Consider the following 21,797-nt stretch of genomic DNA (forward strand, 5'->3'; position numbering starts at 1 on the left):
TGATTCTCAATTAAGTATGCGAACACCGGCATTCAGCCGAAAATTATCAAAGCCCTTCGCTAATTAACTGTTAAAATATGATTAAACTTAGGTTGTATCATTTTGTAAAGATAAATTCGGTAACTGCCTTATGACTGCGGTACTTTCAGCAGCTATTCACGCAATGGCCACTTCACCAACGGTAGCTCCCGATAAAGCCAGTCAAGTTACACGGCAACTCTATCCCAACTACAAAGTAATCGTGTTGAACGATGATTTCAATACGTTTCAGCACGTTGCTGAATGCTTGATGAAGTATATTCCGGGGATGACAGGCGATCAGGCTTGGCAATTGACCAACCAAATCCACTCGGACGGCCAAGCCACGGTTTGGGTTGGCCCGCAAGAGCAAGCTGAGCTTTATCACCAGCAGCTCAGTCGTGCCGGCTTAACGATGGCTCCATTAGAGAAAGCCTAAAGTTAAGGAGTCGGTGAGAATTTCATCGGGTTTGTGAGGCAATCATTATCAAGTGCCGGCACAAACTCAAATGAAAACCGGCGCGTCTGGTGCCGGCTCTTTTCTTTTTTCGGTTCTCTGACTGTCCCCCTGATAAGTTTTCACTTTTTGCTTTTCACTTTTTTGGGCTAGGCCGGCCCTAGACTAGGGGGGTAGTTATTTGGTCTAAATTATTATGGGCAACTCTTCCAGTGCTCGATTAGTTCTCAATCATTCGACTCACATTCCCGGTTTGATTGCGATCCTGGAACGGCTGACAAAGTATGCCGATATTCAAACCATCACTCCAGGCGTCATTGGCAATGTTAAGGGTCACACCCCTCGGATGACGTTACGGGTGTCCGTTCCCATTCGTGGCGGGTTTAAAGTGCTGGCGAGACAAGGTAAAACGGTTCAAGAAGTCTTTGTCATCACCAGCTTGAGCCAGAATGAGCTGGAAGAGATAATTGCCTTGTTATTAAAGAAATAAGTCAAGCTTGCTGATTAAGGCAATACATTTAAAGACTAAAGCGTTTGCCTTCTAATACATAAGCCTAAAAGTAGCGCCGTGTAACCCGTCGCTATCTCGCAGCCACACTCCTTATCCACTAAGGTTTTTAGAAATAAAATGCAGGCGGCATCAAGTTCCTTTGCCGGCCTGACAAAATTTGCTGAAAACCTTAGAGATAAGGAGTTTTACCCTTTGCGCGATTGCCGGTGACAATTTCGCCACTTTTAAGCCAAACAGAGATCCAGGAATGAGCCATGTCATTTCTGGATCTACTGCTTTTCGGTCAATTTGTAAATATCGTGTTATATTAGTTTACATAAGTTTACAAAAGGGCACAAACCCATGCGCTACACCGATAAACAAGGGAAAACCCTCAACCTAGACGAATGTATGACTGCCGACAGCTTCTTTATGGAAGCTGATAATTACATCGACGAACCGTTAGAAATGCACTTCGATCTAACAGGTGAGTTAAAAGCCGGCAAGAAAGGGAAACAAGCCGCAGCAACCCTTCGCAGTAATGGCAGTGAATTAATCCCCGCAGAAGCCCAAGCCTATAAACGCAGCAATGCCACTCAATTGCTTGAGGTGCCGGCAGGACGCACCGTAGATAACGAAGGACTTAACAATAACTACGCAATGCAGCCGGCTATGTCCTTGGCAGAGTATCCCTCATCAGAACAGCAGAAGCGTTATGCCTTTCAAGGCGCAATTGCTATCGTGTTCGTTGCCTTAACGCTATTGACTGTATTTGTTGTCAGCTAGGTGTAACAACAGCTAGATATTTAGCTTTAAACCAAGATATCTAGCTAGCATTGACCCTCTAGTTTTCGCCCAAATTCGGCACAGGAGCCAGCCATGAATCAGCCTATCAAATTATCTTTAGAACAAGAATTTAGCATCCGTAGCTTTGCACACCAAGTGCAGCAAATGTCTCGTGAGCAAGCCCAGGATTTTTTGCTCATGTTGCACAAGCAGATGATCATGCAGGAAACGATGTACAAGGAATTTCTGAAGCACGAGTGGAATATCGATGCCGGCGCTAGTTCTATCTAAAGCCGGTCAGCAATTATCCGACCATTTGAAAAGAAAGCCCTATCTCGGCTTGAGGATTCAAGCACGCTACAGTTGCTAAATACAGCCGAGACAGTCAATTTGCCAAAGCTCCCCTGAGAGCCGGTGAAATAATCTTCAAAATATAAAAAAGCTTTGTTGCAATCCTTGTATTAGCGGCGAGCTTTTTTTTATGTTAAGCTACCGATCCCTAACATCATATCGCCATTTTATGTGCTGTCAATCAAGATTTATCTAATTATTATTTTTAAATTAATTTCTCCTTAATCTAAAAAACACTTTTAATGTTATGTGTAATATAAATGGCTTATTTTCTGAGAGCAAATCAACAAAATATATCTATGCCTAATAGTAGATATTCTTCGTTTTAAAAAGGTTTATAGTTGAAAACAGAAAGACACAAAACTAGGTGAACAACTTGGCTAATATCGTAGAAACTGCCATCAATGCTGGCTCATTCAATACCCTAGTTACTGCAATCAAAGCGGCTGATTTGGTAGACACTTTAAATGGCGCTGGTCCCTTCACAGTTTTTGCGCCGACTGATGAAGCTTTTGCTAAGCTGCCCGAAGGTACAGTAGAAGGATTGCTTAAGGATATCCCAACGCTTAAGAAAATCCTGACCTACCATGTCGTTTCAGGCAAGGTAATGGCATCTGACGTGGTGAAGCTGGATTCAGCAACCACAGTTCAAGGTTCAGACGTGAAAATTGACGCTTCCAATGGCGGCGTCAAGGTCAATGATGCCACCGTTGCAACAGCAGATGTTGCTGCTGATAATGGTGTCATCCACATCATTGACACAGTTTTGATTCCGGCGTAACCAACGCTTAAGTAGTGAATGCTATCTGAGGGGCAGCGATTATTTATAGTCGCTGCCCCTCAACTGTTTTAAGGAACGATTTAGGCGCAAAACTTTATCATATTTCGTAGTCAACCACGGCACGTTCGCTAACTATTTTGCCGATAAATTCTTTGCATTTTTCGTGTTCTGGATGTTTCTGATAAGTATCCAGCGCCTCGAAACTGGCAAAGGCAGAATACAGTGCCACATCGTAAGCTGCCGGTGATTCAATGCCATTCATGCCCACTTCAAGATGCTCAATTTCTGGGATAACTGCCGGCAGCGCTTCTAGCATTTCCTTCATCTTGCCGGCATTTTCCTCTTTAGAAGCGCCTTCTGCGGTATCTTTTAACCGCCACATGACAATATGCTTGATCATTCAATGTTCCTATTAGAAAAAACGAGATTAAATTTCTCTGGTTCCACAAAACCAGGCTAGGCAGTGAGCGTCTGAGTTGCCAGCACAGCACGAGCGCGAACTACCAATTCTGCATCTGCTTGCGCCATTTGCTGCAACTGCGCCAAAAGTTGAGAAAACCAAGCGGGACGATCTGCCGGCACTGCACTCCCCAACCCTTGCAATCCCACGATGCCGGCATAGCGCACAACCCATTCTGGATCTTGACAAACTTTGCTTAATGTATTGTAAGTCCGCTCTTGATCGTCCCGAACCAGCTCACTTGATAACCCAACCCACTGTAGATTGCCCAACCCTCTAGCCGCCGCGCGGCGCACGCTCAAGGCAAAATCAGTTTCAGCAGCCGAGATCAGTAAATCGATGCCACGGGGATCACCGATGCCGGCTAATGCGCGAACCGCCCAAGCTCTCGCACCGTAGTTATAGCTATCAAGCTGATCTAAAATAGCCTGAACTGCCGGCTCACCGAGTAAAATTAGCCCATCCACCGCCGCCACTGCCGCACCGGGGTTGTTGTAGCGTAAAACCTGAATCAAACTCGGAATCGCTGCCGGTGAGCGAACAGCCGCCAGCGCCTTCACTGCGTTTAACAAGCCATCAGCAGAATCCGCCTCATCAACGGCTTGAATCAATTTTTGAATGCTTTCATCCTTGGTCATAATTGCATCGCTAAACATTAAACCTCTTGCAAAAACCTCCAAACGTCAAACTCTATGGCACATTAACTATTAACCCATCTGTGTCCATCTGTGGTTAAAAATCAAAACCTAAGACTTTGCAAGAAGCCTGAAGTACAGATTATCAATAATTTTTATAACTCAAGATTGCCGGCATATCATCACAAAAGCGAATCCATCACCGTCATAACCTGAATCGCATTATCAGACAGCGAAGGGGGTTGTGTCGGGTTACTCCCTAGCTGATGTTCTAGAATGCCTTTAAGCGCAATCAACTTAAGACTATTTTCTGCCAAAGTTTCAGCAATCGCCTCGGCTGCCGGCAAATAACCAATCGCCCCTAGATCCATCAAAGCCGACCGGCGCAACTGTAACTCATCGCCGTGTAAAGCTTGAACCAGGCGTTCTGCATAAATCGATTGGCCTGTGAGCTGGTACATCGCTCGTGCTGCGGAGTATTGCACCCGCTTAACCGGATGTTCCAGGAACGGCTGAATCAGGGAAATCGCCTCTGTAGCGTGGAGGGTTCCTAACGCTTCGATGACTGAATTGTAAGGTTGGGCGAGGTGGGGTTTTCCCGGAACAAGCACAGCCGCTTCCACACCGCCGGCTAGCATTTGCATCAACACCGGCACACTGGCAGCAGCATTGAGCATTTCCAGAGATTGCGCTGCAGCTTCTCGAAGGTAGTAGTCTGAACTCTCTAAACACCAAATCAGCGCCGGCACTGAACGCTGGTCTCCCAGTTTGCCCAGTGCCCGCGCTGCATTGCGTCTCAGGGGATATCCCCCATCGTCTGTACGGTCAGATTCATCTTCCAAAGCCGCCAGCAAAGCTTCAACTGCCGCCGGTTCCCGAATTCTGAACCTGCCAAGCCACCAAGCTGCATAGTAGCGCAGACCCAGGTCATCACCCCGCAGATTTGCGATTGCTTGCTCTACGGTTAAAGATTCGCCACCATTTTCTGGTGCGGGTGGTGCCGGTTCAAAATAATCCTGCATGGGTCTGGTACTGTCAGATGGCTTATTTAGCTATCGTGCTCCGATTTGCCTTCACCTTCGTGGTGATGCTCGGAAGCAGCGTCATGATGATGCTCCGATGCACCCTCATGGTGATGCTCCGATGCAGCTTTCCTGCTCTTCTCAAATTCAGCATTACCTTCAGGGGTCATCGGGTAAATGTTGACTATTTTGCCACCCATGCGAAGGATGCGCTGCATTTCTTCATTCATCCGGTTGTAAGGCACTGTGATAAACACACTGCCACTTTGGCGAATGGGGTAATTTGTTCTGTCACTTTCTTCGCTTTGAGCTAAACCAGTGACTTCGTACCGAAAGAGCCGGCTACCAGAAGAGCTGCTTGCCGCTCTCCCATAAGCTAATTGACCAAGCATATTCTTGCGATCTCCTAAAGATGAAAGTCTTACACTAACTTTGAACTTTGAACTTTTGACTCTTCAAAATTCAAAACGATCTTAGGCTGGCGTAATGCTGGCAATTTTACCGCCCTGACGCTGAATTTGCTGCAGTTTGTTCGATAACTGCTCGTAAGGCACGATAAAGCTAGTGCTGCTGCGACGCACGCTAGGATAGCCGGGATTGCGAACGCCGGTTACTTCAATCCGGTAAACTTTACCCGTTTGACCAAACCCTAAAGAGCCACCCAAACTGGTAGTGGGAGTGGAATCTTGAGATGTGCGATATGCCCAGCCTTCAGAACCACCGGAAGGAGCGACAATGGCGGATGAGCGATTTTGACCGAGTTCGCGAGCCAGACGGGAGTTATTGCCTTCCACCTGAGAGCGATCACTGTTGGCATAACCGCGATACAGCCGGAACATCCGGGTGAAGCCTACGGTTTTTTGACTCCGTTGGGTTTCAAAACCACGATAGTAAGGCACGATATTTTCGCCAAAGCTCTCTTGATACTCTGGAGAATCGATGTAAGAATCGATTTCGGCATCAAACCCTTGGGTTTCGTAGATGTCTAGGTGGAAAATCACCTCAGACTCATCATAGGGAGCGCGACCCAACAAGTGTTTATAGTTCAGTTCAATGACGCGCGTCTGGAAATTGTTGTAAAGAAACTTCGATTTGTAAAGCTCCGATTTTGCAACACAGCGCACGAATTCTCGCACGGTGATGCTGCCATTTTTCAAAAGGGATTCTGCACTGGTGAGTCGTTCTGACTTCATCAGATAGTCGTTGCCTAAAACCTGCCGGTAAACGGCACGAATCACGCCCTCAACATCTTCCAGGCTCCAATCTCTCCGCAATTCAACTGGGGATGCTTCGCTAAAAGCTGAGGTTCCCAAGCGGGATGCTGCTGCTGTAATAGCCATTTAAAATTCTCCCAACTAACAACAAGCTTTTTCAGCCAAACCTTGTGCAATCGCTTTCAGCTTTCATGAGTTTTTAAATCCGATCCCAAATCTAAAATCCTCAATCTTATTGCTGATAGCTATGTTTTAGGTCTATATAAACGAAGATGCCCGGACGGGTAAACAACCACTAGCCTGTTGCTAGCCCCTGCCTACCTATCCGGACATCTCTTGCCGGACTACGCAATCGTAAAGACGCTATAGAGCGTATCTTTTAGCTCAGGGCGTTGATGGCGTAGTCGATGTAGGTGTTAGCTTCGGTGGCGGCTTGTCCGCTCAGACCGTGATTGCTCTTGATGTGCTTGAGAGCTTCGATGTACCAGCTGGGGGACAGTTCAAAGGTGGTGTTGATTTCATCTAAACCAGCAATCAGGAACTCATCCATTGGGCCGGTGCCACCAGCAACTAAGCAGTAGGTGACCATACGCAGGTAGTAACCGATGTCGCGAGAACACTTGTCTTTACCGCGCTGATCGGCTGCGTACTGATTGCCCTGCATTTGGTTGGTGTAGGGGAACTTGTTGTACACCGCTTGGGCTGCACCATTGATCAGGGTTTGAGCATTGCCGGTCAAAGCACGAGCGGCTTCCATGCTAGCAGCTGCGCGGCGGTAGCGCCCGTCAACGGCTTGCAATTCGGTGTTGCTGAGGAAACGGCCTTGGGTATCGGCGGTTGCAATTGCTTCAGTAATGGGGGTTTTCATTGTTAGATTGTCTCCCGAATGGTTTTGCTACAAAGTTTTCGTCGAAATGTGAGAACTTGCTGAAGGATATCAGCGGGTTTAGCCTACTGCACCGGCGGCGCGGTCGAAGTAGCTGGCCAGTTCAGACATTAAGGCGCTGCAATCGCCAGGAGTGACACCGTTGGGGTCATTGGCAATCTTGATAGCAGCATCCTTCATTTTTTGGACGCCGTTGGCAACGGAACCACCGGGCACGCCCAGGGCTTGGTAGGTTTCGCGCAGACCATTCAGGCAGCGATCATCAAGAACGCTGGCATCACCGGCAATTAATGCATAGGTGACGTAACGCAGGATGATTTCCATGTCGCGCAAGCAAGCAGCCATGCGACGGTTGGTGTAGGCGTTTCCACCGGGTTGGATCAGCTGGGGCTGTTCTGCAAACAGAGAACGAGCGGCATTGGAAACGATGGTGGAAGCGTTGCTGGTGATCCGGTTGACGGTATCCAAGCGCTTGCTGCCTTCTTTGACAATGTTGGTCAAAGCATCGAGTTGGGCGGTGCTGAGGAATTCACCCCGGGCATCAGCTTGGGCAACGACTTTGGAAAATGCATCTAGCATGAACTCTGTCTCCTATCTTGATTTAGTTGGATCTGCATTCAAATTGTGCATCTGAGCCAGTTGAAGCTACTGGAGCTGCCGTAATGGCTCGCTATAAACAACAGCAACAACATCGGCTTTCGTTGCTCTTAAATGTTGAGTGTTACACACTTTCTGTAACTTTACACCAACATCTCAACAATTTGAGAAAACTTTACAGTTTTTTGACACTTTCTTTTTCCGGTTTGGAATTAGAAATTTCTAGAGGAAATTCGCTGCTTTTGTCACTTGACATAAAGCATCTTATTCCTCAAGACGGTGCCAATTGCCTTTCTATCCTCCCTCCATTAAGGAGTTTGGAAATCTTGGAAATCATCCCTTCGTCTTGATACTAATTCACTCGCCTTTCCGTTTCTTCCTGACTCCTAACTTATGCTTAGAGCGTGATAGCAAAAACGCTTCTACTGACTCCAGCATTTTGTAGGTGGCCTGGGTGAGTTAACGTGCGATTGCTCGTCTGTTGTCCCACTTTAACGGATAAGGGTCATCGTGTCTCAGACCAACTCTTTAAGACTTTACCAAGTTTTATGAGAAATTGGAAAACTTTGGTAAATCCTTTTTTTCGGGCTGTTGCCTGCGCTCCATACCCTTCAGGTTATTTTTATACAACGCCCTTGCACCATTTATTATTAAAATTTGTTAAGAAATTTTATCTTTAACCTTTATTTAACTTTAGCTCTACAGGCATAAGTAATTATGCCCATTTAGCCCGAAGGTGGATCTTAACCTTGACTGTAACTATATAAGTAATTGTGCCCATTCAGACTGAAGGCGGTATCTCGTGACTCGTGAGGTATTCTTTGCGTTGCCACTTTCAGCGTACTTTTCCTCAAGCCGAATAGGCGGATGGGGAAGTTATCTAGTTTTCGCGTCTTTACTAGTCAAAGCACTTCAAGATTCCATGACGCTAGATTTTTCAGCGCAATCAAGCAGAGTTCGATCTGTCTGCAGGCATACCAGCACCGGCTGTCCGGTTTCGGGAACGCCAAACCGGCCAAATTTACAGGGATTTGCAGTTGGATTGTTACAAAAACAAGATATCTAACCGGCAACGGGATGTACTGCGGAGGAAAAACAAAAGATCGCCGATGTTAATTGTTCCTATGTTCATAAATTAAGAAATTCTGCCCCAGGGATGTAATGCTGCCGGCTTTCCTGTAACTTAGAGATTAAGAATGCTTTGGCTTGCCGCCCTACTCGTAAAAATTGAAGTTGTGACAGTTCCTAGGGAAACCCACTAGAAAATGTCTGGAAGTTAAGAGCCGGGGAAAAAGTAAGCTTATTAGTTTTTCAGCGCACAATTTTAAGCTTAAAAGTCAGATTTGTAGTATCGAGAACGTTCTTTGTTAAATACATTCAAGGGTGTTATTTTAAAATTAAATATCAAGATTAATTTTGGTATCGTAGATTTTAACTGAGCTAATGTATGGGATTAAATGATAGCCTAGCAATCAGTACCTATTTAGTTCAAACCTCACTTAACATAATTTCCAAAGCTATAGCAATTTTCTATGATTGATTAATGATCATCAACCTGAAAAGCTTCTAGTGTCGGCATCTTGCCCGGAAGAAATCTGACAACCGATTAGCGCTTGCATTGATAGCATTGGCAGAAATCATTGCTGACGATAATGCAAGACATAGACTTGCCGGTAAAAAAATAGTCCAAAATTCTTATATTTCTAAAAGCGTTAGTAGCCCTAACATTAACGAGCAAGATGCCGGCACTACAAGCTTTTTATGTTCTCTGCTTGTTCAAAATTCAAATAGAATTACTCTATATGGCAGATTTTCCAGGTTCTAGACTACGATGATTAAGTATTGCTACTTATTTCAGCTAGATGAATCGCCGAGTCCCTTTGTAGCTGGGTTTGTTAACTCAGAAATTAATCGGCAACACTCATCAACCGGCAGCCTTTGTGCCATTGCCGCCACCAAAGCTTCGTAAGCTGATTGATGAGATTCAATTAAAGATTTCGCTTGCAAAGATGCCCAACGCTCTTTTAACTGTCCCTGTTGGGGAAGCCGCAATTGAGTCAAAACCGCTCTAACTTTTTGCCGATCTTCAGAGCCTCCCTCAGCACTGCCATAGATCAGGGTTTCAGCCGCAATTCCCGCCATCCAGACGGTGCAGTAGCGATCTAGCAGCTGCGTGGAAAGACGCCCTTGCTGTAGTTCCAACGCCAATTCTCGATCATCAAACCGCACGCCGCCTTGGGCTGAGTGTCCTTGCCTGAAGGCTTCCCAGGCATTGAGGGCGTAACCGGCAACGGGAATATCCAAGAGGTAAGCAACTAAAAAATGACCCGCTTCGTGACGAACAATGCGTTCACGATGCTCACCAGAGGCACCAGCCAGCCAATCTACCAGCAGTGTACCGCCTTGCCCCTGCCAGCTGAGGGTATCCAAAGTAGCGAGTCCTAACAGGCAAAAAGTCGCGATTGCCGGCACTGCGGGGGAGAGATTAAATATTGGCCCTAACAAGCTGGATAGTGTCAGGGTAAAAATTGTTATGGCAATGAGATTGAGGGAAATCTTACTCATTATTTATTAGTGGGTAGGAGCCGATTTGCAAACCGGCCCGTACAGCGATGGTAAAAATCAGTTAATTGTTAACTATTGTTAACGACTAACCTCACAATTCGCAACCTTGCGACAACCGATCTCTGCACGAGCAGTGATTAAACCTAGCTCTTCCTCTATTTCGCTAAGCTGTCCCAACTATTTCGCGCCCTGCCCTTTGTAAAACGTTTCCAAGCTATCGGAGTCGCCGACAAAGCGCCAATGCCAAGGCTCATAACTGACACCTTGAGGATTATCTTTGGGAAATGACAGCTCAAAGCTATAGCGAGGGGCATTCGCCGAAAGCCACTTGAAAGCTTCTGTGTTTTCAAATTCGGGATTTACGTTTGTTGCCGGCACTGCTGCATCCCCGATATCAAGGGCGTAGCCGGTGTGATGCTCACTATAACCCGGAGGCGCACTGACTTCCGCCCGTTTGGTTGCCACTTGTGCCCGTTCCGCTTTCACCTCAAAAAACAAGTGCTGTTGATCGTCAATCGTACGAAAGCCAGAAATCGGCACCAAGCTGATGCCCTCTGCCTGAGCGGCTGCCTGCATCGCTAAAAATGCTTCTGCTGCGGCTTTACGCATTTTAATGCTGCCATCGGGCGCAACCGGCTTGAGTTCTGCTGCCGGCGCTTCCGCATAGCGCTTGTGTCCTAAAAGACTTTCTTGCTCCTCAACACTACTCGTCGCGCCGGCAGTAGGTTGGGGCTGTGTTGACTCGCTTGCAGGGGCACTTGGGGTGCTTTCTGCCGTTTGCCGCGACGCCATCGATTGTGTTTCTACTAAAGCAAACCCCACACCGGCAACGAGCGTAACTCCCAATCCCACCAGTCCTGCAATCAGCCATCCCCGCGAAAACCGAGACTGGGGTTTTTGCTCAGGAGTATCGCGGAAAGCAACAGGAATATCGTCGATAGGGGGTACTGAGTTGTGCAAGGGTTTTCCAGACGAACCAGCCTTATTCAAGGGAGCCACTCTCCGCACTCAATCCAACACTCAATCATTGTATATGCAGACCTATTTATCAACATCTGCGGCAACTCAATCGTGTTGGGCTTCTACACTATTCCTTTACACGCTCAGTGCCACATTGCCCGTAAATCTTTGCTGCTCAAGCCCCAGGTTTTCAAACTCAACCGCACTTAATTTGCCTATTTACTTATCGCACTTGCCAAGGAGAATGCAGAGACGACAAAGTCCAGACAATCATTTGAATGAATTATTTCACTGTAACTAAGAATTTTATATTAAAATATTATGCAAGTTAAAGTATAAATAAAAAATGATTTCCAGCCTAGGAATTCAGCTACTAAACCTGTATTTTAAGTTAGCCGGTGGAGTTGTGCTGGGATTGGTTTTAGGCTGGAAACTGCCAGAAGTCGCACCGGCATATTTGGGCAAATTTTTATTCTGGATTGGCGTGCCGGTGGGCATTGTGGCATTTCTGCGCGGGGCCGATTTATCTGGTTCCATTTGGATAGCGCCGGCAGCCGCATGGGCAGCAATTATTCTGGGGGCAGGATTAGCGTGGGCTTGGATCGAGATAGAAAGCAAGCGCAACCCTTCAGGCTTAATGTCTTCAAAACCGGCACAGGGCACTTTTTTGATAGCGGCAATGGTGGGAAACACCGGCTATTTAGGCTATCCAGTCATCCTGGCATTAGTGGGAGATAAATACTTCGCTTGGGCGCTTTTCTACGATATGTTAGGCACCCTATTTGGCGCTTACGGATTGGGAGTCGTCCTGGCCGCTCGCTTTGGCATCGGCACTCAAAATTCCTGGCAATTAGCCTTTGTCATGCTGCAAAATCCTGCCTTGTGGGCGTTTGGTTTTGGCTTAATTGTCCGAAACGTGGCGCTGCCGGTGCTAGCGGAAGAAATATTGCAAGCATTTGCCTGGGGTTCATTGGCTTTAGCCCTCGTGCACATTGGAATGCGGCTAAGCCGGCTGTCTTCTTGGGGAAGCTTACAACCGGCAGCGATGAGCCTGGGAATTAAAATGCTAATCGTGCCTTTAGTATTGGGTGCCGGTTTACCCTTTCTGGGCATTACCGGCCCTCCGCATCTGGCGATTGTGCTGCAAATGGCCATGCCGCCAGCGTTTGCCACCCTCGTGCTTGCAGAAGCTTACAATCTCGACCGCGATTTAGCGGTAACCGCCGTAGCAGCCGGATCGGTTGGCTTTTTGCTGATCTTGCCGGTGTGGTTGTGGATTTTTGGCCTTTAGCAATTTTCTCGTTCCCAGGCAATTTCCTGAGAAGAAGAATAAGTAGCAGCAAGTTCAGCCGGTGTCATTTGTTCGTAAGGTTCAAAAGGCTGGTGAATCCAGGGATTGTCTGGCAAGTAATCCACATAGTAATCAGGCGCAATAATGGAAGAGGCTTTGTACCAGAGAACAGCCGTGCGAATTTCCTCGATATCCGCCCCATAATGAGACGATAGCCAGTTAAGTGTCTGCTGGAGTGAGATACCGGAATCTGCCAAGTCATCCACTAAGAGAATATGACTGCCAAGGTTGCCGGTGGTCATTGTCAGGTGGGTTGAGAAAGAAATTTCCCCGCGAACTTGACCGCCGGTACCCCCATAAGAAGAAACCGATAAAATCGCCAAGGGCAGGTTGTAAATCCGCGAGAGGGTATCGCCCACGCGCAACCCCCCTCTAGCAATGCAGACAATTTGGTTGAACTGCCAATGGGACAGGTAAATTTTGGCAGCGAGTCGCTCAATTTTTTGATGGTACTCAGACCAGGAAATATAAAGATCAGACATAGATAGCATGATGAACGCAGGGATCAGCAGAATAATACAACTGCCGGCAGATGCGAAATGTTGCGCCGCGACATAAGGCACAATAACAGAACGATGAAACGCCATTCTTCATCACAGATGCTTGGCAACCGCGAGGGCTGATTTTACTTCGTTACAAACTGACATGACTAACACTTCCCCTTCTGCCGATTCCCCTATTTCACCTGAGTCTGAAAAGCTCAACTTTAGCACCAAACTGGCCTACGGGGCGGGGGATATGGGGACGGCAATCACAGCAATGCTTTTGATTTCTTTTTTGTCACCCTTCCTCACCGATGTTGCTGGGTTAGCCCCCGGCTTAGCCGGCAAAACCCAGTTAGTTGGTAAAGTTTGGGATGCCGTTAATGACCCATTAGTGGGGGTGCTGAGTGATCGCACCCAAAGCCGGTGGGGACGCCGCTATCCCTGGATGATCTGGGGGGCGGTTCCGTTTGGAGTCTTCTTTTTTTTGCAGTGGGTTGTCCCCCGCTTTAGCAATACCGAAAATATTAATCAGTGGGGGCTGTTTTTCTACTACACGATTATCTCGATTTTATTTAATACCTTCTATACAGTTGTCAATTTACCTTACACCGCTCTAACTCCCGAACTCACCCAAGATTACAACGAACGCACCAGCCTCAACAGCTTTCGCTTTACCTTCTCTATTGGCGGCAGCATTCTGTCTTTATTGCTGGCTTTAGTGATTGCACAGCTGATTCCCAATGACCGAGGGCAGCAGTTTTTGATATTAGGAGGCATTTGTGCAGTTTTCTCTGTACTGCCTTTATATTGGTGTGTTTGGGGAACGCGCAAACGCGCCGCAGCAGTGGCCGCAAAACACCCGGAAACCGAGCAACCTGTCTCTCTGCCGGTGTTACAACAACTGAAGCTGATTTTAAACAACCGGCCTTTTTTGTTTGTGGTGGGAATTTATTTGTTTTCTTGGTTAGCTGTCCAGGTGACGGCTGGAATCATTCCCTACTTTGTAGGAAGTTTGATGCGCCTGGGGCAGACGGAAATTAATTTAGTCCTGTTGCTGGTACAGGGAACTGCTTTGAGTATGCTGTTTGTTTGGGGTGCTATCAGCAAGCGCGTGGGCAAAAAAGCTGTTTACTTTATGGGGATGAGTGTCTGGATTTTGGCACAGGCAGGATTATTTTTCCTGCAACCCGGTCAAGTCGGGCTAATGTACTTTCTGGCAGCGATGGCCGGCTTAGGTGTGTCCACAGCTTATCTAATTCCCTGGTCAATGCTTCCCGATGTAATCGAATTGGATGAACTGAGAACGGGACAGCGTCGGGAGGGCATTTTTTATAGCTTTATGGTGTTTCTGCAAAAAATTTGTTTGGGACTTGCGGTGTGGTTGATGTTAGAAAGTCTGGGTTGGGCCGGCTATATTAAACCCACTGCTGCCATCCCGCTACCCGAGCAATCGGATGCTGTAGATATGGTGATTCGCATTGCGATTGGACCTTTGCCAACACTGGCTTTGCTTGCCGGTTTGGTACTGGCTTATTTTTATCCGATTACTCGTGAAGTCCACGCTGAAATTTTACTGCAACTTCAGGAACGTAGAGCGGAACGAGGGGCTAGGGAATAGGGCGTGTTTTCAAAGTACAACCACAATAAAATATAGGCGATGGTGATCATAGCGGTTTAATTTGCAGCCAGCTTTTCATCTCGAGTAGCGATGCGGCGAAATTGCTTGAGTCGGTTGATCGTGCTTTCGACAATGTTGCGTTGACGGTAGATTTGACCGTTAAAAGAAGCTAGAGGTGGCTCATTGGAGAGTCTGGGAATCGTCAAGCGAATAGCACGACAGTGCAGGTAATTACGGATACGATGGCCAGTACAACCCTTGTCTCCAACTACTCTTTTGGAACGGATACGTGAGCGACCTCGACCCTGACATTTGACAGTTCCGCGTTCCCTCAATTTTTCACCGAGTGTAGCTGAAGGAGTAATCATTTAACCAGGAGAGGAACCGTCCGATACTTCAAATAGTGCAGCAGTAAGCGCAGTGAACACTTCAACATCTCAAGTGACTTGGAGTAGCACAAGGTTTTACGATGGAGGGGGCACAAGTATTTCTATGTCAAGTCATCTATCAAAAGTTAGCTATGTCCCGACTTAAGCGTCGTCAATTTATACAATTTTCGGCATCTGTGTTGACCAGCCTGGGTCTAAGCCAGCTAGATATTCAACGCCAGGGACTTCGCTACGCCAAGAGTCTTGCCCAAAGTACACCCCGCAAACTGGCGCTGTTGGTCGGAATTAATGGCTATCCGGATAACCCCTTACAAGGATGCATCACTGATGCTGACTTGCAGCAGCAACTTTTAATTCACCGCTTTGGCTTTAATCCTGCTGACATTGTCCTGGTAACTGATACAACCGATGTCAAGCCTACTCGTGCTGGGATACTCCAAGGGTTTGAGGAACACCTCATTAAGCAAGCCAAGCCAGGAGATGTTGTCGTCTTTCACTATTCTGGGCATGGTTCTCAGGTATTTGACCCAGATAGTGGCTTTCCAGACCAGCTTAACAGTACCTTCGTACCTATCAACCGGGAAGTTTCCCAAAAGGGTGAACGAGCCGTTGTCTCCGACATCATGGGGGAAACCCTGTTTTTGTTGATGTCCAACTTAAAAACAGAAAATGTTACTGTCATTTTGGATAGCTGTCACTCCGGTGGGGGCAAGCGGGACGGTGGGGGCAAGCGGGGCAATCTGACAATCCGTGCGATTAGTGGTGGTAATGACATTGACCCCAGCCCGATGGAACGAGAGTATCAACGACAGTTGATATCGCGACTGGGGTTAACGCCTGAACAGGTCAAGAAACTGCGCCAAGAGAGTATTGCCAAAGGGGTAGTAATTGCTTCCGCTGCACGAGACGAACTCGCGGCTGACACACCGTTCGATGGCTTTCATGCTGGAGCCTTTACTTATGCTTTAACTCAGTATCTCTGGCAAGCAACGGGTAATGAAGGAGTGAGCAGCGTCGTCGCTAATGTCTCGCGCAGTACGACGCAGATTTCCGGTACTCGACAGGTGCCGGAATTTGAGGTGAAAAAAGGAACCGATAATGCTCGCAAACCCACGTTCTTCCTCAATAAATCAGTGCCACCCGCCGAGGCAGTAATTACTAAAATTGAGGGCGACACGGTTGAGTTTTGGCTGGGAGGCATTGAGCCTCGCTCTATTGCTGCCTTCAACAAAGGTGCTGTTTTCTTGCTGTTAGACGAGCATGGTCAAAACTTAGGCGTAGTGCAGATGGAATCCCGTGACCCCAAAAATGGCTTGATTGGATGGGGAAAACTGCTCGAAATACGCCAACGGAATAACCTCAAACCGGGATTGCTTTTGCAAGAACAAGCCAGATCGATTCCTGAGAATTTAGCCTTACGCATCGGGCTGGATGAGTCCCTGGCAACTGGGGGAAGTCGGGCAGGGCTCGTAGCCATTCCCAAAATCCCGCGCTTAGAACCGACGCCATTGGGACAGACTGAGGTGCATTACATTTTGGGTCGGATGACCGAGGCAAGGGTTCAAGAACTCCAGAAAACAAAGCAACAAGAGATTCCTGCGATTGGGAGTGTGGGCTTGTACGACCAAGGACTAGATTTGATTCCGGGTTCGTTTGGTACGAGTGGAGAAAGTGTTATCCAGGCAGTTGACCGCCTCAAAGCTAAATTTCGCTCCCTACTCGCTGCCCGACTGGTCAAGCTTACGCTCAACGCTGACTCATCGAGGATGAACGTGTCAGCCAAGATGAGAATTGTTGATGGAACAGGTAAACCGCTCGATGTAGTGGCTCAAGAGTTTACGGTGCGCGGTGAGAGTCCGCTTCAACAAACGCAAGGATTGAATCAAACGCCTGCGGTGGTTCCTGCTGGTGCTGTGACCTTTGAAAACAGCGTTCCTGGGTTGCCAGTTGGTACTCGCGTCCAGTTGGAGGTGGAAAATCAGGAAAAGGGCGATCTCTATGTGACGGTGCTGGTGATTAGTCCAGAAGGAGATATGTTCGTCATCTTTCCCAATAACTGGACGGCTGGTATAGAGGCGGCAATTATCCAAGCTGGACAGACGCGAAAAATACCAGACTCCGCGCAACAAGACCAATTTAAGATTACCGTTGCTAAGCCGTTAGGAACGGCAGAGGTGTTGGTGATTGCTAGTGCTACACCGATTCGAGAGGCCCTGAAAGTGTTAAAGCAGATTGCTAACAGTCGGGGACAGCGCAGTGGGCCAGTAGCGCTGGAAGAGGATTCGACAAAGGCGATTGATACACTGCTCGGTGACCTTGACCGCGGTAGTCGGGGTGGTAATCCCTTGAGTGTCAGCTATGACCCTAATACTCGTACTGTCAATACAGCTCAGTTAGCGGCACTGTCGATTACGTTTCAGGTGGTTGAAGTGTAATGAGGTTGAGTTGAAGGGGTTAAACCATCGATTGACTCAAGCTTTCGTTGGCTTGAATATGTCCCTAATACTGAGAGATATAAGTTCTGCCTAAGTCTTAAGACTATTAATAAAAGGATTTTTTTGATGGCTCCTCATCTGCACCACATTGTTACTGCCACCCTGTTGTTCTCTCTAAATTCTCCTATCCAACCTGTTGGAACTACTCTTGCAATACAAACAGCATCAGCACAGGAACAAGTGACCCGAGTCCGAAGCTGCATAACCTCAACCCAGATGTTGGATCACACCCAGATGTTGAATCAGATAAAAGCTAATTATGCGAAAGTGTACGCAGCATTGGGACAATACGACCAAGCGTTAGAGATTGCCCAGACTATTGAAAAAACTGGGCAATGGAACCAGGCACAGGAAACAATTGCCTTAGTGTATGCAAAAGCGGGGCAGTATGAGAAAGCTTTTCAAATACTTCAACCTATTGCCTCCTCCATACCCTATAGAGGCGTCCCTGAGATAGCTCGTTATGCTGCTGAAGCAGGACAATACAGTCTATTTTTGAAAACTGTTCAAGCGAACAATTTAAATGATGACGAATTGAGTAAGATTGTATCCACTTATAAAGAATTGGGTCAATATGAACAGGCTTTTATAGTTATTCAAACTATTAGAAGTAACTATCTTAGAGCTAGTAAATTAATCCAGCTAGCCAGGACATATATACAAGCAGGACAACAGAATAAAGCGGATGAAATACTTTCAACAGCTCTACCGCTCATCCCAACTCTTGAGGAAAATCAGTCTGAAACTCATGGCTTGTTGGATGCCTTGTTGGGGTTAGTCAGCACCTATATACATACTGGACAACCTAAAAAAGTGGACGAGCTACTCTCAGTAGCTCTGAAATTAGCTCAAACTATTAAAAATAATCAGTCTCAATCGAAGGCATTATCTCAGGTAGCTCTTGAATATGCAAGGATAAAACAATATGACCAGTCCTTAGAGATTATCTTAGCTATTGATAACTCAAACACTACTTATTCTGTAGAAGTAATTAAGCAATTTTTAAAGGCTGGCTTAGATGATAAAGCTTTAGAGATTGGTAAACATATTTTTCATAAAACTGAAAGTAACGGAACCCAACTTATTTCACAAATTGGTTTTCTAACTGATATAGTTACTGCTTACTCAGAACAGAGAGTTTACGAGCCAGTTTTTTACAGCAGAGTTTTACAAATTACTCAATCTTATTCCTCTCAAAACACTCATATTTTAGGTAAAATAGCTGCTGCTTATGCAAAAGCAAAACAAGAAGAGAAAGCCTTTGATATTGTCAAAAGTATTGCGAACATTGAGGAACGCGCTTTCTTTTTAGCTGGCCTAGCTGTCGCATATGCCCAAGTGGGAGAATATGAGAAAGCTTTTGATATTGTCCAAACTATCGAGAAAGATTCGACTCAAGGCTGGGTAGCACCCTATATTTTTGCCAAAAATAAGGCATTGTTTGGAATTGCTGTCTCTTATATTGAAGCTGGGCTTTATGATAAGGCACTTGCCGTCGCCACAAATATTCAAGGACGCCGCCTTGTAGATAGTCTCGGCAGAGCCGATCAAGCTAGCGCAACCTTGAGTATAATTGCTCAAGAGTACATTCAAGCCGGACAATATAACTACGCTCTACAAATTTCTAAAGCTATTACAGATAACCCTATAGAGTCAGTTTCTTCAAAATGGCATGCTCTAGAAGTGATAGCCCACTCGTATGTTGAATCTGGACAGTATGACCAAGCCCTAAAGATTGCCCAAACTATCGCGGATGCTACTAAAAAAACTCAAGTTCTAGACTACATAGCCAACAGAGCTGCTAGGAGAGGAAAACTTTCCCTAGCCCTTCAGATTGTCCAAACTATCGAGGACTCTGATAAGAGAGCTGACGGGTTAGTGCTCATCGCCCGCAAGTATGCCGATGCCGGACAGTATAACCAAGCCTTACAGGTTGCCCAAACAATCGAAAATTGCTTTAACAGAGTTAATGTACTACTGGAAATAGCGAGTCAGTACGCAAACGCTGGACAAAAAATTCAAGCGACAGACCTCCTAGCCCAACTGCCTCAATTTCAAGATTTTGCTGTAGTCAATTCCCGTCCTCGTGAGGATGAAGCTAGCGAGCTACAGAGGCAAGGTGATGCTCAGCGTGAAGTTGGTAAATTTGAGGCAGCATTGCAGTCTTATCAACAAGCGCTGAACATTTATCGGGAAATTGGAGATCGCCAGGAGCAGATATGGACTTTGAGAGGCATGGTATGGGTTTACCAAAGTATGGCAGAGGTTTACGCTGAGCGGGGAGATACTGCTAAAGTAATTGATTTTCATCAGCAGCGTTTGGCAATCTATCGAGAACTTGGCCAACCCGTGGAGGAAATCTATACCTTAGTGGATCTGGGAAAAGTTTATGCCAGTCAAGGAGATAATGCCAAGGCGTCTGATTACTACCTACAGAGTTGGGCAATTTTGCGAAGGTATAAAAACCCTCAAGAGATTGCTTCAGAGGCGTCACAAGAGATTTCCGCATCGCTATTGTGGTGGTTCTTGGGGAGAACTCTTTTTGAGTCTGGTCATTTAGCTGCGGCAAAAGAGGCTCTACTGGCTGACATTCAATATCAGGAATCTCGATTAACCAGTTTTCCTGGCAATGATGCCACTAGAGTGAAACTCACAGATGAGTTATTCTCTACGTCTTATCAGCTTCTGCAACGCATCTTCGTTGCTCAGGGTCAGGTTGAGGCGGCTCTAGAAATGGCTGAACGCGGTCGGAGTCGTGCGTTTGTACAGTTACTAGCAGAACGCCTAGCCCGTTCAGAAAAGCAACCAACAGAGGTGATTAATCGTGTCTCCACCAGTCCACCTACCATCGAGCAAATTCGTCAAGTCGCCAAAGAACAAAACGCCACTCTTGTTGAGCATTCGATTGTTGACGAACAACTGTATATTTGGAGCATCAAACCCACAGGTGAAGTAGGGTTTAGTCAGGTTGATCTCAAATCCCTAGGTATATCCTTACAAGACCTCGTTACTAGCAGCCGTGAATCTATCGGCGTTAGGGGTCGCAGTCTTGAAATATCATTTGACCCCGGACTCAATCAGACCGAGGGCTTACAGCAACTACACAAACTCCTGATTGAACCCATCGCCCAATACCTCCCTACTGAACCCAATGATCGCCTTATTTTCATCCCGCAAAACGAACTGTTCTTAGTACCCTTTCCCGCCCTTCAAGACGCTTCAGGCAAATACCTCATCGAAAAACACACCATCCTCACCGCCCCATCAATTCAAGTCTTGCAGCTAACCCACGAAAAACGCCAAGCGGTTTCAGGAAAGGAAGTGTTGGTCGTCGGAAATCCCACGATGCCCAGCCTTACCACTGAGTTGGGAAAACCTTCCCAAATGTTATTCAGTCTACCCGGTGCCGAAAAAGAAGCAACTGCGATTGCCCAACTACTCAAAACCAAAGCACTTACAGGTAATCAAGCCACCAAAGCAGCAGTTTTACTAAAGCTGTCGAATGCCCGGATTATTCATTTGGCGACTCACGGGTTATTGGACGATCTTACTGGAATGGGCGTACCGGGAGCGATCGCCCTGGCTCCAGATGGCACACGTGAACTCAATGACGGTTTACTTACGAGTAGCGAAATTCTCAACATGGACTTAAATGCTGAATTAGTTGTCTTAAGTGCCTGCGATACGGGCAGGGGGAAACTTACGGGCGATGGTGTGATTGGGCTATCTCGCTCCTTAATTACAGCCGGAGTTCCCAGTGTGATAGTATCCCTGTGGTCAGTACCCGATGCTCCCACCGCTTTTTTGATGACCCAGTTTTATCAAAATCTGCAAACGAACCCTGATAAAGCCCAAATGTTGCGACAAGCGATGCTGACAACAATGAAAAACCACCCTAATCCCAGAGATTGGGCAGCGTTTACGCTTATTGGGGAAGCGCAGTAGGGACGACGCAGAGCGCTCCCTCTGATGAAGGCGATCTGGTCAATCGGTATTAAAAACCAATTTAATTCGATTACAGGCGCAGGTTCGGGTTCAATTTCTGGAAATCTGGTCGGATTTAGTTTCTCGTCTGCTTGCTCTCAAACCCCATAAACGGCTTCATTTTTACAAAGAGATGAAAGGTGTGTCCCTTAATTGGTCTAGTTTCTAGCTATTTTGTCATCCTTTGAGAGAAAGTTGAAGAGTTGTCAAAATTTATTAATCAGCTTCTTTGTCAAGAACTTTTAGATGCGTT

At 46.6% G+C, this 21,797-nt stretch carries 20 protein-coding genes and 1 pseudogene; 9 read left to right on the top strand and 12 right to left on the bottom strand.

Annotated elements, in window-relative coordinates:
• The first annotated feature begins 163 nt into the window (after positions 1-163).
• The 5 genes from clpS (at position 164) to H6F56_RS03760 (ending at position 2,883) form a co-directional block, all read left to right on the top strand.
• Positions 164-457: an ATP-dependent Clp protease adapter ClpS gene (gene clpS, locus H6F56_RS03740; RefSeq protein ID WP_323797570.1), complete on the top strand. Its 294-nt coding sequence runs from the start codon at positions 164-166 to the stop codon at positions 455-457.
• A gap of 214 nt (positions 458-671) precedes the next feature.
• The gene (locus H6F56_RS03745) at positions 672-965 is read left to right on the top strand and encodes a DUF2103 domain-containing protein (RefSeq protein ID WP_190665518.1); all 294 of its coding nucleotides are present in this window, start codon (positions 672-674) and stop codon (positions 963-965) included.
• A 363-nt stretch (positions 966-1,328) separates the two neighbouring features.
• Positions 1,329-1,751 (top strand): photosystem II assembly protein Psb34, encoded by a 423-nt coding sequence (gene psb34, locus H6F56_RS27070; protein WP_190665519.1) that lies wholly within the window; start codon positions 1,329-1,331, stop codon positions 1,749-1,751.
• A gap of 93 nt (positions 1,752-1,844) precedes the next feature.
• Positions 1,845-2,042 (top strand): NblA/ycf18 family protein, encoded by a 198-nt coding sequence (locus H6F56_RS03755; RefSeq protein WP_190665520.1) that lies wholly within the window; start codon positions 1,845-1,847, stop codon positions 2,040-2,042.
• Between the two features lie 436 nt (positions 2,043-2,478).
• On the top strand, positions 2,479-2,883 hold the full coding sequence (locus H6F56_RS03760; protein WP_190665521.1) for a fasciclin domain-containing protein: 405 nt from the start codon (positions 2,479-2,481) through the stop codon (positions 2,881-2,883).
• A gap of 97 nt (positions 2,884-2,980) precedes the next feature.
• Here the strand turns inward: H6F56_RS03760 and H6F56_RS03765 are convergent, their stop codons facing one another.
• The 9 genes from H6F56_RS03765 to H6F56_RS03805 form a co-directional block, all read right to left on the bottom strand.
• Positions 2,981-3,283 carry a Dabb family protein gene (locus tag H6F56_RS03765; protein ID WP_190665522.1) on the bottom strand — a complete coding sequence of 101 codons (303 nt, stop codon included), beginning with the start codon at positions 3,281-3,283 and terminating at the stop codon, positions 2,981-2,983.
• Between the two features lie 56 nt (positions 3,284-3,339).
• Positions 3,340-3,999, bottom strand: coding sequence for a HEAT repeat domain-containing protein (locus tag H6F56_RS03770; RefSeq protein ID WP_242031855.1), 660 nt, complete (start codon positions 3,997-3,999; stop codon positions 3,340-3,342).
• Between the two features lie 161 nt (positions 4,000-4,160).
• Positions 4,161-5,000 (bottom strand): HEAT repeat domain-containing protein, encoded by an 840-nt coding sequence (locus H6F56_RS03775; protein ID WP_190665523.1) that lies wholly within the window; start codon positions 4,998-5,000, stop codon positions 4,161-4,163.
• Between the two features lie 26 nt (positions 5,001-5,026).
• Positions 5,027-5,392, bottom strand: a complete 366-nt coding sequence (locus H6F56_RS03780) for a phycobilisome linker polypeptide (protein ID WP_190665524.1) — start codon at positions 5,390-5,392, stop codon at positions 5,027-5,029.
• An 81-nt stretch (positions 5,393-5,473) separates the two neighbouring features.
• Positions 5,474-6,340 (bottom strand): phycobilisome linker polypeptide, encoded by an 867-nt coding sequence (locus H6F56_RS03785; protein ID WP_190665525.1) that lies wholly within the window; start codon positions 6,338-6,340, stop codon positions 5,474-5,476.
• Between the two features lie 253 nt (positions 6,341-6,593).
• Entirely contained in the window at positions 6,594-7,082 is a 489-nt protein-coding gene (gene cpcA / locus H6F56_RS03790; protein ID WP_190665526.1) for a phycocyanin subunit alpha, read from the bottom strand.
• 78 nt (positions 7,083-7,160) lie between these two features.
• Entirely contained in the window at positions 7,161-7,679 is a 519-nt protein-coding gene (locus tag H6F56_RS03795; RefSeq protein WP_190665527.1) for a phycocyanin subunit beta, read from the bottom strand.
• 1,872 nt (positions 7,680-9,551) lie between these two features.
• Positions 9,552-10,262 carry an ATP-dependent Zn protease gene (locus H6F56_RS03800; protein ID WP_190665528.1) on the bottom strand — a complete coding sequence of 237 codons (711 nt, stop codon included), beginning with the start codon at positions 10,260-10,262 and terminating at the stop codon, positions 9,552-9,554.
• Positions 10,263-10,439: 177 nt separating this feature from the next.
• Positions 10,440-11,252, bottom strand: coding sequence for a M15 family metallopeptidase (locus H6F56_RS03805; protein ID WP_190665819.1), 813 nt, complete (start codon positions 11,250-11,252; stop codon positions 10,440-10,442).
• A gap of 316 nt (positions 11,253-11,568) precedes the next feature.
• On the opposite strand from H6F56_RS03805, the gene H6F56_RS03810 reads away from it, so the two are divergent.
• Positions 11,569-12,513, top strand: a complete 945-nt coding sequence (locus H6F56_RS03810) for an AEC family transporter (RefSeq protein ID WP_190665529.1) — start codon at positions 11,569-11,571, stop codon at positions 12,511-12,513.
• On the opposite strand, the gene H6F56_RS03815 is transcribed toward H6F56_RS03810, so the two are convergent.
• Positions 12,510-13,055: a phosphoribosyltransferase gene (locus H6F56_RS03815; RefSeq protein ID WP_190665820.1), complete on the bottom strand. Its 546-nt coding sequence runs from the start codon at positions 13,053-13,055 to the stop codon at positions 12,510-12,512. The genes H6F56_RS03810 and H6F56_RS03815 overlap by 4 nt on opposite strands.
• A 163-nt stretch (positions 13,056-13,218) precedes the next feature.
• Here H6F56_RS03815 and H6F56_RS03820 point away from each other — a divergent pair, with 163 nt between their 5' ends.
• Entirely contained in the window at positions 13,219-14,676 is a 1,458-nt protein-coding gene (locus tag H6F56_RS03820; protein WP_190665530.1) for an MFS transporter, read from the top strand.
• 56 nt (positions 14,677-14,732) lie between these two features.
• Here H6F56_RS03820 and H6F56_RS03825 read toward each other — a convergent pair whose 3' ends face one another.
• Both H6F56_RS03825 and H6F56_RS03830 read right to left on the bottom strand, forming a co-directional pair.
• Entirely contained in the window at positions 14,733-15,044 is a 312-nt protein-coding gene (locus H6F56_RS03825; protein WP_190665531.1) for a transposase, read from the bottom strand.
• Positions 15,041-15,163 (bottom strand): annotated as a pseudogene (locus H6F56_RS03830) (IS1 family transposase); the annotation flags it as partial. The gene H6F56_RS03825 and the pseudogene H6F56_RS03830, both read right to left, overlap by 4 nt.
• A 33-nt stretch (positions 15,164-15,196) precedes the next feature.
• On the opposite strand from H6F56_RS03830, the gene H6F56_RS03835 reads away from it, so the two are divergent.
• Both H6F56_RS03835 and H6F56_RS03840 read left to right on the top strand, forming a co-directional pair.
• Positions 15,197-17,500: a caspase family protein gene (locus H6F56_RS03835; protein ID WP_190665532.1), complete on the top strand. Its 2,304-nt coding sequence runs from the start codon at positions 15,197-15,199 to the stop codon at positions 17,498-17,500.
• 294 nt (positions 17,501-17,794) lie between these two features.
• A complete protein-coding gene (locus tag H6F56_RS03840) occupies positions 17,795-21,505 on the top strand; it encodes a CHAT domain-containing protein (RefSeq protein ID WP_190665533.1) in 3,711 nt (1,236 codons plus the stop codon).
• Positions 21,506-21,797 lie beyond the last annotated feature (292 nt).

The organism is Microcoleus sp. FACHB-672 (assembly GCF_014695725.1).
Taxonomy (GTDB): domain Bacteria; phylum Cyanobacteriota; class Cyanobacteriia; order Cyanobacteriales; family Oscillatoriaceae; genus FACHB-68.

Bases quoted from the DNA above. Each gene is read 5' to 3' on its own strand.
- H6F56_RS03815 (WP_190665820.1), bottom strand. From the start codon at position 13,055: ATGTCTGATCTTTATATTTCCTGGTCTGAGTACCATCAAAAAATTGAG.
- clpS (WP_323797570.1), top strand. From the start codon at position 164: ATGGCCACTTCACCAACGGTAGCTCCCGATAAAGCCAGTCAAGTTACA.
- H6F56_RS03765 (WP_190665522.1), bottom strand. From the start codon at position 3,283: ATGATCAAGCATATTGTCATGTGGCGGTTAAAAGATACCGCAGAAGGC.
- H6F56_RS03785 (WP_190665525.1), bottom strand. From the start codon at position 6,340: ATGGCTATTACAGCAGCAGCATCCCGCTTGGGAACCTCAGCTTTTAGC.
- H6F56_RS03835 (WP_190665532.1), top strand. From the start codon at position 15,197: ATGTCCCGACTTAAGCGTCGTCAATTTATACAATTTTCGGCATCTGTG.
- H6F56_RS03775 (WP_190665523.1), bottom strand. From the start codon at position 5,000: ATGCAGGATTATTTTGAACCGGCACCACCCGCACCAGAAAATGGTGGC.
- H6F56_RS03755 (WP_190665520.1), top strand. From the start codon at position 1,845: ATGAATCAGCCTATCAAATTATCTTTAGAACAAGAATTTAGCATCCGT.
- H6F56_RS03795 (WP_190665527.1), bottom strand. From the start codon at position 7,679: ATGCTAGATGCATTTTCCAAAGTCGTTGCCCAAGCTGATGCCCGGGGT.
- H6F56_RS03770 (WP_242031855.1), bottom strand. From the start codon at position 3,999: ATGTTTAGCGATGCAATTATGACCAAGGATGAAAGCATTCAAAAATTG.
- H6F56_RS03825 (WP_190665531.1), bottom strand. From the start codon at position 15,044: ATGATTACTCCTTCAGCTACACTCGGTGAAAAATTGAGGGAACGCGGA.
- H6F56_RS03810 (WP_190665529.1), top strand. From the start codon at position 11,569: ATGATTTCCAGCCTAGGAATTCAGCTACTAAACCTGTATTTTAAGTTA.
- cpcA (WP_190665526.1), bottom strand. From the start codon at position 7,082: ATGAAAACCCCCATTACTGAAGCAATTGCAACCGCCGATACCCAAGGC.
- H6F56_RS03840 (WP_190665533.1), top strand. From the start codon at position 17,795: ATGTTGAATCAGATAAAAGCTAATTATGCGAAAGTGTACGCAGCATTG.
- H6F56_RS03745 (WP_190665518.1), top strand. From the start codon at position 672: ATGGGCAACTCTTCCAGTGCTCGATTAGTTCTCAATCATTCGACTCAC.
- H6F56_RS03820 (WP_190665530.1), top strand. From the start codon at position 13,219: ATGACTAACACTTCCCCTTCTGCCGATTCCCCTATTTCACCTGAGTCT.
- H6F56_RS03780 (WP_190665524.1), bottom strand. From the start codon at position 5,392: ATGCTTGGTCAATTAGCTTATGGGAGAGCGGCAAGCAGCTCTTCTGGT.
- H6F56_RS03800 (WP_190665528.1), bottom strand. From the start codon at position 10,262: ATGAGTAAGATTTCCCTCAATCTCATTGCCATAACAATTTTTACCCTG.
- psb34 (WP_190665519.1), top strand. From the start codon at position 1,329: ATGCGCTACACCGATAAACAAGGGAAAACCCTCAACCTAGACGAATGT.